12 protein-coding genes are annotated in these 12,816 nt (G+C 65.2%); 6 read left to right on the top strand and 6 right to left on the bottom strand.

The features are described from left to right. Positions 1-8: 8 nt before the first annotated feature. A complete protein-coding gene (locus H1D44_RS10245) occupies positions 9-1,034 on the bottom strand; it encodes a metal ABC transporter solute-binding protein, Zn/Mn family (protein ID WP_181514754.1) in 1,026 nt (341 codons plus the stop codon). A 326-nt stretch (positions 1,035-1,360) separates the two neighbouring features. Here H1D44_RS10245 and H1D44_RS10250 point away from each other — a divergent pair, with 326 nt between their 5' ends. Both H1D44_RS10250 and trpD read left to right on the top strand, forming a co-directional pair. Continuing rightward, entirely contained in the window at positions 1,361-1,945 is a 585-nt protein-coding gene (locus tag H1D44_RS10250; RefSeq protein ID WP_181514755.1) for an anthranilate synthase component II, read from the top strand. Positions 1,946-1,971: 26 nt separating this feature from the next. Continuing rightward, positions 1,972-2,991, top strand: a complete 1,020-nt coding sequence (trpD, locus tag H1D44_RS10255; RefSeq protein WP_181514756.1) for an anthranilate phosphoribosyltransferase — start codon at positions 1,972-1,974, stop codon at positions 2,989-2,991. Between the two features lie 3 nt (positions 2,992-2,994). Here the strand turns inward: trpD and H1D44_RS10260 are convergent, their stop codons facing one another. Further along, positions 2,995-3,732 carry a 4'-phosphopantetheinyl transferase family protein gene (locus tag H1D44_RS10260; protein ID WP_181514757.1) on the bottom strand — a complete coding sequence of 246 codons (738 nt, stop codon included), beginning with the start codon at positions 3,730-3,732 and terminating at the stop codon, positions 2,995-2,997. Between the two features lie 153 nt (positions 3,733-3,885). Between H1D44_RS10260 and trpC the strand changes: the two genes are divergently transcribed. Together trpC and H1D44_RS10270 are read left to right on the top strand one after the other, a co-directional pair. Next, on the top strand, positions 3,886-4,692 hold the full coding sequence (gene trpC / locus H1D44_RS10265; RefSeq protein WP_181514758.1) for an indole-3-glycerol phosphate synthase TrpC: 807 nt from the start codon (positions 3,886-3,888) through the stop codon (positions 4,690-4,692). A 59-nt stretch (positions 4,693-4,751) separates the two neighbouring features. Continuing rightward, positions 4,752-5,126 (top strand): VOC family protein, encoded by a 375-nt coding sequence (locus tag H1D44_RS10270; RefSeq protein WP_181514759.1) that lies wholly within the window; start codon positions 4,752-4,754, stop codon positions 5,124-5,126. 30 nt (positions 5,127-5,156) lie between these two features. Here H1D44_RS10270 and H1D44_RS10275 read toward each other — a convergent pair whose 3' ends face one another. The 3 genes from H1D44_RS10275 to ydiJ all read right to left on the bottom strand — a co-directional run bounded on the left by H1D44_RS10275 (position 5,157) and on the right by ydiJ (position 9,308). Further along, on the bottom strand, positions 5,157-5,357 hold the full coding sequence (locus H1D44_RS10275) for a DUF2905 domain-containing protein (protein ID WP_181514760.1): 201 nt from the start codon (positions 5,355-5,357) through the stop codon (positions 5,157-5,159). Between the two features lie 120 nt (positions 5,358-5,477). Continuing rightward, positions 5,478-6,050, bottom strand: a complete 573-nt coding sequence (locus tag H1D44_RS10280; protein WP_181514761.1) for a phosphoribosyl-AMP cyclohydrolase — start codon at positions 6,048-6,050, stop codon at positions 5,478-5,480. Between the two features lie 54 nt (positions 6,051-6,104). Next, positions 6,105-9,308, bottom strand: coding sequence for a D-2-hydroxyglutarate dehydrogenase YdiJ (gene ydiJ / locus H1D44_RS10285; protein WP_181514762.1), 3,204 nt, complete (start codon positions 9,306-9,308; stop codon positions 6,105-6,107). Between the two features lie 183 nt (positions 9,309-9,491). Between ydiJ and serS the strand changes: the two genes are divergently transcribed. Next, positions 9,492-10,781: a serine--tRNA ligase gene (gene serS, locus H1D44_RS10290; RefSeq protein ID WP_181514763.1), complete on the top strand. Its 1,290-nt coding sequence runs from the start codon at positions 9,492-9,494 to the stop codon at positions 10,779-10,781. Here the strand turns inward: serS and H1D44_RS10295 are convergent. Continuing rightward, positions 10,759-11,523 carry an SIMPL domain-containing protein gene (locus H1D44_RS10295; protein WP_181514764.1) on the bottom strand — a complete coding sequence of 255 codons (765 nt, stop codon included), beginning with the start codon at positions 11,521-11,523 and terminating at the stop codon, positions 10,759-10,761. The genes serS and H1D44_RS10295 overlap by 23 nt on opposite strands. 119 nt (positions 11,524-11,642) lie before the next feature. Between H1D44_RS10295 and H1D44_RS10300 the strand changes: the two genes are divergently transcribed. Further along, positions 11,643-12,809, top strand: coding sequence for an AI-2E family transporter (locus tag H1D44_RS10300; RefSeq protein ID WP_181514765.1), 1,167 nt, complete (start codon positions 11,643-11,645; stop codon positions 12,807-12,809). The last annotated feature ends 7 nt before the right edge of the window (positions 12,810-12,816 follow it).

Raw genomic sequence — 12,816 nt, forward strand, 5'->3', positions numbered from 1 at the left:
GCCGGGGCTCATTCTTCGTCGCTGCCGGCTTGCCGCTCTTTACTGGCTTGCTTTTCCTGCGCTGATTGCTTCTCTTCCTTCGGCTTCGCTTGCGTCTTTTCTCCATCGGCGTCATTGCCTGAAGCGTCATCGACGCTCAGGGCGTCGCGGATCAGTTCGGCATTGTGGCGCATCATTGCCACGTAGTTGGACGCCCCCTCTCCACTCTCGCCGAGCGAGTCGACGAAGAGCGGGCCGACGACCGGAACGCCCGTGTCGGTGGCGATGCTGCGAATGTAGCGGTCAGAGACGGTGCTCTGCCAGAAGAGGGCGGCGGGACGGGTGTCCTCGATCACCTCGACGATACGCATGACCTGACGGGGCAGGCCCTCGGACTCGGCATTGATGCCCCATACGCCATCATGGCGAAAGCCGTAGGCCTCGGCGAAGTAGACAAGGGCGGCTTCGGTCGAGATCAGTATACGGCGTTCTTCGGGGATCTCGGCGAGCAGGTCGGCCAGTGCTTCATGCAGTGCCTCGAGGGTCTCGCTGGCGGCATCGGCGCGCTCGTGAAATCGCTCGGCGGCCTGGGGATGAAGCTCGGCCAGGTGCTCGGCAATGACAGGGAGGTAGGCTTGCACGGCTCGGGGGTCCATCCACAGGTGTGGATCAGGCTCGCCGGTGAACTCGCCGGTGACGATAGGCTGGGTGGGATACTCGGAGAGCCTGGCGACCGGCACCAGCGGTGCCCGGTTGCCTACGGTGGCATAGACCTGACGCATCCACTGCTCGAGCTGATAGCCGTTGTAGAAGATGAGCTCGGCATCCTCCAGCGCAATGAAGTTGTCCGGGGTCAGCTCCCACTCGTGCACGTCGGCGCCGGCAGGTGTCAGCACCACCAGCTCGATGTCGTCCCCCCCGACCTGATGCACCAGATCACCCAGGATCGAAAAGCTGGCGACCACCTTGGGGTTGGCTGTTGCGGCTGAAATGCTGCCAACCATGGCGGCGAGCGGGAGGGCCAGCCATAAACAGGCACGGCGGGTCGAGCGCATCGTCAATCTCCTTTTTGCGTAGCGCATGCCCGATGATAGAGACTGCGGGGAAAGCTGGCCAGCCGCGACCGATGTCACCTGCGTTGCCATTGCCCTCGCCGCGCGTTGACAGGCTGCCTGCCGCAACGGCACTATTGTGTCATGAATGCAAACGCCTATATGCCAAGATCGATTCAGTGGTGGCGCTCCTGAGCGAGGGGCGGCACGCTGACGACCGTACGACATGCCGCCGTCAGGGCGGCTTTTTTGTGTCCGAAGCAGGCCCCGCACGGCTGGCCGAGTTACACGAAACACCGCAGATGAATTGTTAACAGGATTCTTTCGCCATGTCCGTGCTGATGATCGACAACTACGACAGCTTCACCTACAACGTGGTGCAGTACCTGGGGGAGCTGGGGGCCGAGGTGGTCACCTACCGCAACGACGCCATTACCCTGGAGCAGATCGAAGCGCTTGCGCCAAGCCAGCTGGTCATTTCGCCGGGGCCTTGCACGCCCAACGAGGCGGGCATCTCCATGGCGGCAATACACCACTTCGCCGGACGCCTGCCGATCCTCGGGATCTGCCTGGGGCACCAGGCGATCGGGCAGGTCTATGGCGGCAGGGTAGTGCGTGCCCCCCAGGTGATGCACGGCAAGACTTCTCGCATTCGTCACCGTGGCCAGGGCGTTTTCGCCGGTCTTGAAGATCCGCTCGAAGTCACCCGCTATCATTCCCTGGTAGTGGAGAACGAGTCCCTGCCTGACTGTCTCGAGGTCACGGCCTGGACCGACGACGATGACGTGACCCCGGGGCTCATCATGGGGCTGCGTCATCGCGAGCTAGACATCGAGGGCGTGCAGTTCCATCCCGAGTCGATCCTGACCCGCCAGGGGCATGAACTGCTGGCCAATTTCCTGAAGCGCCGCTGACCCGCCTGAAAGAGGAGTCCCTGCCCATGCAGATGCGTGATGCCATAGCCGCGGTTATGCGCCGTGAAAACCTCAGCTTCGACGACACCCACGCGGTGATGCAGCAGATCATGACCGGCGAGGCCACCGATGCGCAGATCGGCGGCCTGCTGGTGGGCCTGGCCATGAAGGGCGAAACCGCCGAGGAGATCGGCGCGGCGGCCCAGGTCATGCGCGAGTTGATGAAACGCGTGCGTGTGCAAGCCGAGAACGTGGTGGATATCGTCGGCACCGGGGGCGATGGCGCGAACCTGTTCAACGTCTCGACCGCTTCCAGCTTCGTGGCCGCTGCGGCCGGGGCTCACGTGGCCAAGCACGGCAATCGCAGTGTCTCCTCCTCGTCCGGCAGCGCCGATCTTTTCGATATGGCCGGCATCCACCTCGATCTCAAGCCGGAGCAGGTGTCACGCTGCATCGAGCAGGTGGGCGTCGGCTTCATGTTTGCGCCCAATCACCATCCCGCCATGCGCTTCGCCATCGGTCCACGCCGCGAGATGGGTGTACGCACGCTGTTCAATATCCTCGGTCCGCTGACCAACCCGGCCGGGGCGCCCAACCAGGTGCTGGGGGTCTACTCCGCCGAGCTGGTGCCACTGATGGCCGAGGTGCTGCAATACCTGGGCAGCCGCCACGTCATGGTGGTCCACGCCGAGGATGGCCTGGACGAGATCTCCTTGGCCGCGCCCACCCGGGTGGCTGAACTCAAGGAAGGCGGGATTCGGCACTACACGATTGCGCCCGAGGAGTTTGGCATCGAGCGTCAGGAGCTGGCACCGCTCAAGGTAGTCAGCGCCGAGGACAGCCTGAGGCTGGTACGTGAGGCGCTGGTGGGTGAAGGACCCGCTGCCGACATCGTCGCCCTCAATGCCGGGGCGGCGCTCTACTGCTCGGGTATCGCCGACAGCCTGAAGGAGGGTGTGCTGATGGCGCAGGACGCCCAAGCCTCCAAGCTGCCGCTGGAAAAGATGAAGGAGCTGGCCGACTTCACTCGGGTGCTGGTCTCCTGACGCTCACGACGGTTTCTCGTGCAAGAGGTTGGCAGGCAGCGCGACCAGGCTGAGCAGCCGACCCTCGTGCAGGCACACCATGCCGAAAACCTCACGGCCGATCGTCCAGCCGCTGCCCAGATCCTCGCGCAGGCGCAGGCGAACCGGGCCAAGGCCTTCCCAGGCGGTCAGCTCGGCCGCCTGGAAGTGGAACATCCTGCCTACCAGGGGGTAGAGGGCCTTGAACAGGCTCTCCTTGAGGGAGAAGGTCGCGCTGACTATCAGCGCCAGATTCGCTGGGCTCAGTGCTTCCAGGCGGGCGATTTCCTCGGGGGTGAGCACCCTTCTGGCAAGCCGCTCGGCCTGCTCCTCGGCCAGCAGCCGTTCGGCGTCAAGACCAATGCCGGCATAGGCCTGGCGATGGGCGACCAGTGCCGCGGCCCAGCCATGGCTATGGGTAATGGCGCCAACGCAGTCCACGGGCCAGCGCGGGGAGCGATCCTCGTTCATCCCCGGTGCTGACTTGCGGCCGTCGAGCAGCCACAGCCCCCGGCGTGCGCACAGCCGTCCGGCAACGTATTCAGCGCGCCGCTTGAGCACGGCGTCGCTCAGCCGAGGCGGCAGGGCGATGTCGTGCTGGCCGGGGGTGTCGTCCAGGCGGGCCGGATCGAAGCTTGCCGTCACCAGCCGGGCGCCAGGCAGGGGCAATTTCCAGGGCCAGGTGCTGGTATAGGGGCCGAGAAAGACAGGAGAGGCGTCCATGGGCGAATTCTGTCATGGTCGCCTGATCGGTGCCATGCGCTGACTGCTGCGACGGCTTGCCAGCGCCCATTTCCATGTCGAGCCGGGCCTAGGTAATATGGTCCGCTCCCCGGCACCATCCGCGGCCAGCGCCGCCCGTATCGAGACAGCACCATGAGCCCAACCAAGGACGCCCCGACCATTTTGACCCGCATCCTGGCCCGCAAGGACGAGGAAGTGGCCGAGCGCAGCCGCGCCGTGTCCGAAGCCGAATTGCTGGAGTTGGCTCGGCACCAGAGTGCACCGCGTGGCTTCATCGCCGCCCTCGACCGGCGTATTGCCGAGGGCGACCCGGCGGTGATCGCCGAGATCAAGAAGGCGTCTCCCTCCAAGGGGGTGATCCGTGAGGATTTCCATCCCGCCGAGATTGCCGCGAGCTATGCCGCTGGCGGTGCCTCCTGCCTCTCGGTGCTGACGGATGTCGACTTCTTCCAGGGCCATGAGGACTTCCTCATCGCCGCCCGCGAGGCATGCGAGCTGCCGGTGATCCGCAAGGACTTCATTACCCACGGCTACCAGGTCAGCGAAGCGCGGGCCATTGGTGCCGACTGTATCCTGCTCATCGTCGCTGCGCTGGACGATGCCCGGATGGCCGACCTCTACCAGCAGGCCACGGCACAGGGCATGGACGTGCTGGTCGAGGTGCACGACGCCCTGGAGCTCGAGCGTGCGCTCAAGCTCGGCATTGGCCTGGTGGGTATCAACAACCGTAACCTGCATACCTTCGAAACCCGCCTGGAAACCACCCTGGAACTGCTGTCGCGCATTCCAGCTGGGGTCACCGTGGTCACGGAGTCCGGTATCCACACCCAGGCCGACGTGCTGCGCATGCGCGAGCACGACGTTCACGGCTTCCTGGTTGGTGAGGCCTTCATGCGCGAAGCCGACGCCGGCGAGGCGCTGCGCAGGCTTTTCTTCTAGGCTAAGCTCCATCGCTACGAATAGGGCAGCCAACACGCTGCCTTTATCAGGAGGCCCTCATGTTTGACCACGTCAAATTTGGTGTCAGCGATTATGAAGCGAGCAAGGCCTTCTTCCTGAAAGCGCTCGAGCCGCTCGGGGTAGTAGGAGGTGCGGAAGGTGAGCCGTCATACGGCATCGAGCTTTGCGGTAAGGGAGACGCCTCGCTGTGCCTGTACCAAGCCAAGGAGAAGCCCGCTCCCCTGCATATCGCGTTTCATGCCGACTCTCGCCAGCAGGTAGATGCCTTCCATCGTGCGGCACTGCAAGCAGGTGGCCAGGACAACGGTGCGCCTGGCCTGCGTCAGAACTATCATGCGTATTACTATGCCGCCTTCGTCATCGGCCCGGATGGACACAACATCGAAGCGGTGTGCCACCAGCCCGAGTCCTGATCCCTCCATCGCTAGCTCTCTAGTGGTCGCTCACCGATTGAATAGCCAGAGCAGTGCCGAGAGAAGCACGCTGATCAGGATCATGGTGGTGAGGGGGAAGTAGAACGAGAAGTTCTCGCGCCGAATGGTGATATCGCCCGGCAGCTGGCCGAACGGCAGCTTGGAGAGCCAGGGCCAGAGCAGGCCGACCACCACGATGCACAGGCCGATCGCGATCAGGGTGCGGGACATCCAGCCTCCCGTTGCGGGTTACCTGCGCTCCATGGTAATGCCTGCAGGCTGAGCCCGAAAGGCCGGCGGCTTCCCCGCCGGCCTTTCTCTATATGGCCGTTTGGCGCCCTTGTGCTGCGCTTACTCGGCGGCGCTGAAGGGCAGCGAGGAGTGGTGGAGCACGATGCGCAGGGTGCCTTCGTCATCCAGGTGGTAGCCCCAGGTCTTGTCCACGGTGGTGGTATTGCCCTCGGCATCGAGGATCGACACGTTGCCCATGGTCAGGGCGACGTCACCGCTGATGAGGATGGCAGCGTTGTCGATGGTGACCTCCTGCCAGCCCTTCAGGGCAAAGCCGCTGTCTTCGCTGTACTCCTCGCTGTGGCCGACGAAGTAGGCCAGTGCACCCTCGGGTGTGGTGCGGAAGGTTTGCGGCGCCTCGGCCAGAGTGGGCTTGAAGAGCACCGCACCCATGTCATAGCCGTAGGCGCTGTCGATCACGTGCTGCGCCAGCTCGCGGGCGGCATCGATGCCTTCCGCCTCATAGGCGTTGGAGATCGCGACCAAGGCGTCCCCCCAGGCTTGCTGCGCCGCCAGCACCTGATCTTCGGTGATGTCGCCGCCCAGATGGGTGACCTCGGTGGCGTTGGCAAGGCCGGCAGCGCCGAAGCCGAGCGCGAAAGCCGTTGCGGTAATCAGGGGCTTGAGTGTCATGATCCGTCTCCTGTCGATAGTCCGTTTAGTGCTTGATCAGCAAGCCTCGACATCCTACCAGCTCAGCTGGCGCAGGTGGGTCAGCAGCCCTTGCAGGGGGTGCGGCAGGGCCTGGCCGGATAAGCGACTGGCCTGGCTGCGGCAGGAGTAGCCGGTGGCCAGCAGACGGCCCGGGTTGGCCTCGTCCTCGACCACCGGCTGCCACGACTGGGCATAGATGGTCTTCGAGGTTTCCAGATTGCGCGCCTCGTGGCCGTAGGTGCCGGACATACCGCAGCAGCCGGTGGCGACGAGCTCGAGCTCGAAGCCGAAGGCGGCGAAGACCTGCTGCCACGCCTTGGGACTGCCCGGAGCGTTGGTCTTCTCGGTGCAGTGGGAGAGCAGCCGGAAGCTCGGGTCGTCGAGTTTCTCGAGCTCCCGGGCGAGGGCCGGCGGCGCCAGGCGCTGGCTCTGAGCCACCAGCCACTCCTGCAGCATCAGCACCTCGGGCACGGCATCGGGGCCCAGCGCCTTCACGTACTCCTGGCGGTAGGTGAGGGTCATGGCTGGGTCGATGCCCACCAGCGGCACGCCGAACTCGGCCAGGGCGCGCAGCCGCCGCGCCTGTTTCTCCGCGGTTCGCTCGAAGGCGCCGAGGAAACCCTGCACGTGCAGCGGTTTGCCGTTGGCCGTGTAGGGGGCGACGAACACCTTGATGTCCAGCCGCGAGAGCAGCTCGACGATGTCCAGCACCAGTTCGGCTTCGAAGTGGCTGGTGAAGGCGTCCTGCACGATCACCACGCTTCTGGCCTTCTGCGCCTCGCTGAGCAGGCCCAGCGAGATCGGCGTGGCCTCGGCAACGCCCCAGGTGCGCAGCTGCTTGGCCAGCCGTGCGCGGGAGAGGCGCGGGCTGTCGACCAGCCCGATCCGCTCTGACAGCAGCTTGTCCACCAGGCGATTGCCCAGCGCGGCGTTGTAGAGCGGCGCGGCGTGGGCGAGATAGGGCACGAAGAACTCCATGCCACCGATCAGGTAGTCCCGCAGCGGGCGCAGGTAGCGGCCGTGGTAGACCTCGAGGAACTGCGAGCGCGAGTCCGGCACGTTGACCTTGATCGGGCACTGGCCGGCGCAGGACTTGCAGGCCAGGCAGCCCGCCATGGCGTCGTAGACCTCATGGGAGAAGTCGGTCTCGTCGCGGCGGCGCCAGCTGTTGCGCGCCCGCGCCGGGAAGGAGGTGATGAAGCCCCACACCCCCTCGCGGCGCTTCGCTCTTGCCTCTTCGAGCAGGTCGATCCCGGTGTTGCCCTGCAGACGTAACCACTCGCGGACGAGGCTGGCGCGTCCCTTGGGCGAGTGGATGCGGTCGCGGGTGGCCTTCCACGAGGGGCACATGGCGTCGTCGGGGTCGTAGTTGTAGCAGGCGCCGTTGCCGTTGCAGTACACCGTGGCGGCATGGGCCTGCCATACGCGCTGGTCGATCTGGCGGTCGAGCTGGCCGCGCGTGGACACGCCGTCGATGGTCAGCAGGCCCGGGTCGACCAGTTTGACGGGTATTTCGGCATTGGCGTCGGCAGGCGTGGCGATCTTCCCCGGGTTCAACTGGTTGTGCGGGTCGAACGCCGCCTTGACCCGCTGCAGGCTGGGGTAGAGTTCGCCGAAGAACTTGGGCGCGTACTCGGAGCGCACGCCCTTGCCGTGCTCGCCCCACAGCAGGCCGCCGTACTTGTGGGTCAGCTCGGCCACCTCGTCGGAGACTTCGCGGATCAGCCGCTCCTGCTCGGGGTCCTTCATGTCGATGGCGGGGCGCACATGCAGCACGCCGGCATCGACATGGCCGAACATGCCATAGCTGAGCCCGCGGGCGTCCAGTGCGGCGCGAAACTCGGCGATGAAGTCGGCCAGATGCTCCGGCGGCACCGCGGTGTCCTCGACGAAGGGGATCGGCCGCTTCTCGCCCTTCTCGTCGACCTTGGCATTGCCCAGCAGCCCCACGGCGCGCTTGCGCATGCCGTAGACCTGCTGGATCTGGGCGCGCCCCTGGGCCAGGGTGTAGCCGAGGCGCGGCACGCTCTCATCCGCTTCCAGGTGACGACAGAAGGCGTCCACCCGTTCGGTGAGCCGCCTGGGGTCGTCGTCGTTGAACTCGATCAGGTTGATGCCGCTAATGGCCACCGCCTGGCGTTCGGCCGTGACGGTGTCGCCCTCGGCAGATCTCTGGGGCTCCTCGCTGGGAAAGAACTCCGCCACGCTGTCCCAGACGAAATCCTCCATGGCCAGCAGCAGCACCTTGTCGTCCACCGTCTCGATGGAAGTGGGTTTCGCCGCAAGCGCCTGCGGCTGGTCCTGTGAAGAGCCCATCAAGGCCTTGGCGTCGCGCAGGGCATCCATGAAGCCGGAATAGCGCACGTTGACCAGGGTCGAGTGCTTGGGGATCGGCAGTACGTTGAGCACCGCCTCGTTGAGGAAACCCAGCGAGCCCTCGGAACCGCACAGCAGGCTGTTCATGTCGAGACGGCCCTGTGCGTCACGGAGATGCGCCAGGTCGTAGCCGGTCAGGCAGCGGTTGAGCGGTGGGAATTTGGCGGCGATCAGCTCGCGCTGGGTGTCGATGATCTCCCGTGCGGTGCGGTAGGCGTTGCCGATTGCACCACTGTGGTGGCACAGCGACTCCAGCTCGCCATCGTCCACCGGGCGACTGACCAGCCGCTCGCCGCCGAGCAGCACGCTGTCGAGCTCGAGCACGTGATCACGGGTCTTGCCGTACTCGCAGCTACCCTGGCCGCTGGCATCGGTGGAGATCATGCCGCCGATGGTGGCGCGGTTGGAGGTGGAGAGGTCCGGGGCGAAGAACAGCCCATGCGGCTTCAGAGCCGCGTTGAGCTGATCCTTTACCACGCCGGCCTGCACCCGCACCCGGCGGTTCTCGACGTCGATCTCGAGAATCCGGTTCATGTGGCGTGAGACGTCGACCACCAGGCCATCGGTCAGCGACTGGCCGTTGGTGCCGGTACCGCCACCGCGGGGCGTGAGTACCACCTGGCGATGCTCGGGCTCGGCGGCCAGGCGGGCGACAAGCTCGAGATCACCGGCATGGCGCGGGAACAGCGCGGCCTGGGGCAGGCGCTGGTAGATCGAGTTGTCGGTGGCCAGCACCGTGCGGCTGGCGTAGTCCGGGGCGATCTCGCCTTCGAACCCGGCGGCTTTCAGCACTTCGAGAAAACGCAGGTAGTCGGCACCCAGTGCGGCACTCGCGGCCGTCGTGTCCAGTCTTGCAATCATGTGTCGTCGTATTCGGTCGTTTGATGCCGGCCGGAGGGCGGGGCGGCAGGGAATGACGCTACTTTACCGCGAGAGGGCAGTCGTGCGCATCCCGGCCACGTGAGCGCGTGGCACCCTGGCAGCCTTTTGCCTACAATGGTCGGCTCGATTTTCCGATTCACCGACTGCTACGGACCGGATTCCATGCTCGATCCCAAACTGCTGCGCAGCGACCTCGATATGGTTGCCCAACGACTGGCCAAGCGGGGCTTCGCCCTCGATACCGAGCGGCTCGAGGCGCTGGAGTCCCGGCGTCGTGGATTGCAGACCGAGACCGAGTCCCTGCAGAACGAGCGTAATACCCGCTCCAAGGCGATCGGCAAGGCCAAGGCGTCCGGCGAGGACATCCAGCCGCTGCTCGACGAGGTGAGCGACCTCGGCGACAGGCTCGATGCCGCCAAGCGTCAGCTCGCCGAGGTGCAGGAAGCGTGGGACGCGCTGGTCAGCGGCATTCCCAACCTGCCCCACGACAGCGTGCCGGCGGGGGAGAGCGAGGATGACAACGTCGAGCTGTACCGCTGGGGCACGCTGCGCGAGTTCGACTTCGAAGTGCGTGATCACGTCGACCTGGGCGGGCTCAAGGGCGAGCTGGACTTCGAGCTGGCGGCCAAGCTGACCGGCTCACGCTTCGCCGTCATGCGTGGCGGTATCGCCCGCCTGCACCGGGCGCTGACCCAGTTCATGCTCGACAAGCAGACCCTCGAGCACGGCTACGAGGAGTGCTACGTCCCCTACATGGTCAACGAGGCGTCGCTCTACGGCACCGGGCAGCTGCCCAAGTTCGGCGAGGATCTGTTCCGACTGGACGACGAGCGCAGCTATCACCTGATCCCCACCGCCGAGGTGCCGCTGACCAACTTCGTCCGTGACGAGATCCTCGACCACAAGGTGCTGCCGCTCAAGCTAACGGCGCATACACCGTGCTTTCGCAGTGAGGCGGGCTCTCACGGCCGCGATACCCGCGGCATGATTCGCCAGCATCAGTTCGACAAGGTCGAGATGGTGCAGATGGTGGAGCCGGAGACGAGCTACGCGGCGCTCGAAGAGATGCGCGGCCACGCCGAGGCGATCCTGCAGGCCCTCGAGCTGCCCTACCGGGTGGTGACCCTGTGTACCGGTGACATGGGCTTCGGCGCGGCCAAGACCTACGATCTGGAAGTGTGGCTGCCGAGCCAGCAGACCTACCGCGAGATCTCCTCGGTCTCCAACTGCGAGGACTTCCAGGCGCGGCGCATGCAGGCGCGTTTCCGCCATCCCGAGCAGAAAAAGCCGCAGCTGCTGCACACGCTTAACGGCTCGGGCTTGGCAGTGGGGCGCTGCCTGATCGCGGTGATGGAGAATCACCAGAACGCCGATGGCTCCATCACCGTACCCGAGGCGCTGCGTCCCTACCTGGGTGGCATCGCCACTCTCAATTCTCGATCTCCCAGCTGACACTGACGCCCGCCTCGATGACGATCGTCCCGGGGCGGTACTCAGCCTGCACGGCGCTTTCCCTGGCGTCAGCGCTCATCGCCATCATGCGTGGCGCATAAACCGGTGAGCGGGTCTCGCTGATCGAGGTGACGGCGCCAAGGGAGACGTCCATGGTGCGAGCCATCAGCTCGGCCTTGTGGCGCGCTTTTTCCAACGCCTTCACCAGCGCCTCGTCGGTCGCGGCGTCGCGATCGGCGAGATCGTAGGTGATGCCGTCCATGACGTTGACGCCGGCTTCGGTCAGTGCGTCGAGCAGAATCGGCAAGCGCTCGAGATCCTCGACGCGCACCTGGAAGGGGCGCTCCAGGCGGGTGCGTATCAATGTGTCCTGATCGTTGTCGCCACGACGAGGCGCCGCCACGTATTCCGGCTGTATGGAGAGTGAGCCGGCGCTGATGTCATCACGCTCGACGCCCGCCTCCTCGAGGGCGTGAATCAAGTCAGCCGCTCGTTCCTCCAGGCGGTCCCGCGCCTGGCGCAGGGCTTCGGGGTCGGTGTCGTCGTCGTGACGCGCCACGGCCGGGGTGCGCTCCCACAGGCGGGCGCTGAGCGTGGCGCGATCCGGGATCACGTCGAGCTGGGCTTCGGCCTGCACGTCCAGCCGGGCGCGAGACTCGTCGGCCTGTGCAGTGGCGACCAGCATGGGGGCTGCGGCCAGCAGGGCGCCGAGCAGCAGAGAGCGAAAAGAGTTCGAGGGCATGGAGGGCCTCCTTGCGATCATGAGGGAACGTCGCACCGGTGGGCGACGGGGAGGGCGATTTGTGAACCCGTCCCGTAGCGGTCATGATAATCAGGACACGCCAAATAGGGATAGCTGGCATGCTCTACCGCGATGACGACGTGCGTTACGGCCTACCATTGACGTTGACGATGGCGTTGGCGGCACTGGTCGTGATCGTTGCCGGGATACGTGCCGGTGCCGATCTGGTCATACCGATCCTGCTGGGGCTGTTCATCGCGGTAATCTGCACCTCGCCGGTGAACTGGCTTCATCGCCTCGGCCTGAGCCTGCGCCTGGCGGTCGTCGTCACGCTGCTGGTGATTGGCGGCTTTCTCTCCCTGGTCGGCCTGCTTGCGGCAAACGCCTTCGGCACTTTCATTCAGGCGCTGCCGGGCATCGAGGAGCGCCTCTACGAACATTACCTCAACATTCTCGACAGCCTGGCAGCCATGGGGCTTGCCATCAACCCTGATACCCTGGCCGGCCTGGTCGAGGGCGAGGAAGACCGCGGCTGGCTCTCTACCTTGCTGGGTGGGCTCGGTAACCTGCTCATGCAGAGTGTGGTAGTGGCGTTGCTGGTCATTTTCATGCTTTTCGAGACGCTCAATTTTCGCACCAAGGTGGCCTATGCGCTGAAGGATCCCGAAGCGAGCCTGCGCCGGTTCCACGAGTTCAGCCAGACACTCAAGCGCTACTTGGCGGTGAAGACCTTCGTCAGCCTGCTCACCGGTATCCTGGCCTGGCTGGCATGCATGTTGGCGGGTGTGGACTTTCCCGTGCTGTGGGGCGTGCTGGCCTTCGCTCTCAACTATATTCCCAATATCGGCTCAGCCATTGCCGCCATACCGCCGGTGCTGCTGCTGCTGGTGTCGCAGGATGGCGGGCTGCTCGAGGCACTGACGCTCGCCATGGCGTACCTGCTGATCAACTTCGTGCTCGGCAACCTGGTCGAGCCTCGCCTGATGGGCCGGGCCCTGGGGCTGTCGACCTTCGTGGCGTTCCTTTCGCTGGTAGTGTGGGGCTGGATGCTGGGAGTGGTGGGCATGCTGCTCTCGGTGGTACTCACCACCACGCTGAAGATCGCCCTGGAAAGCCATCCCCAGACGCGCTGGATCGCTTATCTGCTGGGGCCGGGCAAGCAGCCCCCGGGTGCGCATCGTTCCCCCGAGGAAAGAGAGATTTTGCCTTCCGAGGAGGGCGAGCTGGGAGAGCCGCGGGCCGAAACGCAAACGCCCCGGCATGAGCCGGGGCGTGACGAGCCGTGACGGAAAA

The organism is Billgrantia kenyensis (assembly GCF_013697085.1).
GTDB classification, from domain to species: domain Bacteria; phylum Pseudomonadota; class Gammaproteobacteria; order Pseudomonadales; family Halomonadaceae; genus Halomonas; species Halomonas kenyensis.

Bases quoted from the DNA above. Each gene is read 5' to 3' on its own strand.
- H1D44_RS10245 (WP_181514754.1), bottom strand. From the start codon at position 1,034: ATGCGCTCGACCCGCCGTGCCTGTTTATGGCTGGCCCTCCCGCTCGCC.
- H1D44_RS10250 (WP_181514755.1), top strand. From the start codon at position 1,361: ATGTCCGTGCTGATGATCGACAACTACGACAGCTTCACCTACAACGTG.
- trpD (WP_181514756.1), top strand. From the start codon at position 1,972: ATGCAGATGCGTGATGCCATAGCCGCGGTTATGCGCCGTGAAAACCTC.
- H1D44_RS10260 (WP_181514757.1), bottom strand. From the start codon at position 3,732: ATGGACGCCTCTCCTGTCTTTCTCGGCCCCTATACCAGCACCTGGCCC.
- trpC (WP_181514758.1), top strand. From the start codon at position 3,886: ATGAGCCCAACCAAGGACGCCCCGACCATTTTGACCCGCATCCTGGCC.
- H1D44_RS10270 (WP_181514759.1), top strand. From the start codon at position 4,752: ATGTTTGACCACGTCAAATTTGGTGTCAGCGATTATGAAGCGAGCAAG.
- H1D44_RS10275 (WP_181514760.1), bottom strand. From the start codon at position 5,357: ATGTCCCGCACCCTGATCGCGATCGGCCTGTGCATCGTGGTGGTCGGC.
- H1D44_RS10280 (WP_181514761.1), bottom strand. From the start codon at position 6,050: ATGACACTCAAGCCCCTGATTACCGCAACGGCTTTCGCGCTCGGCTTC.
- ydiJ (WP_181514762.1), bottom strand. From the start codon at position 9,308: ATGATTGCAAGACTGGACACGACGGCCGCGAGTGCCGCACTGGGTGCC.
- serS (WP_181514763.1), top strand. From the start codon at position 9,492: ATGCTCGATCCCAAACTGCTGCGCAGCGACCTCGATATGGTTGCCCAA.
- H1D44_RS10295 (WP_181514764.1), bottom strand. From the start codon at position 11,523: ATGCCCTCGAACTCTTTTCGCTCTCTGCTGCTCGGCGCCCTGCTGGCC.
- H1D44_RS10300 (WP_181514765.1), top strand. From the start codon at position 11,643: ATGCTCTACCGCGATGACGACGTGCGTTACGGCCTACCATTGACGTTG.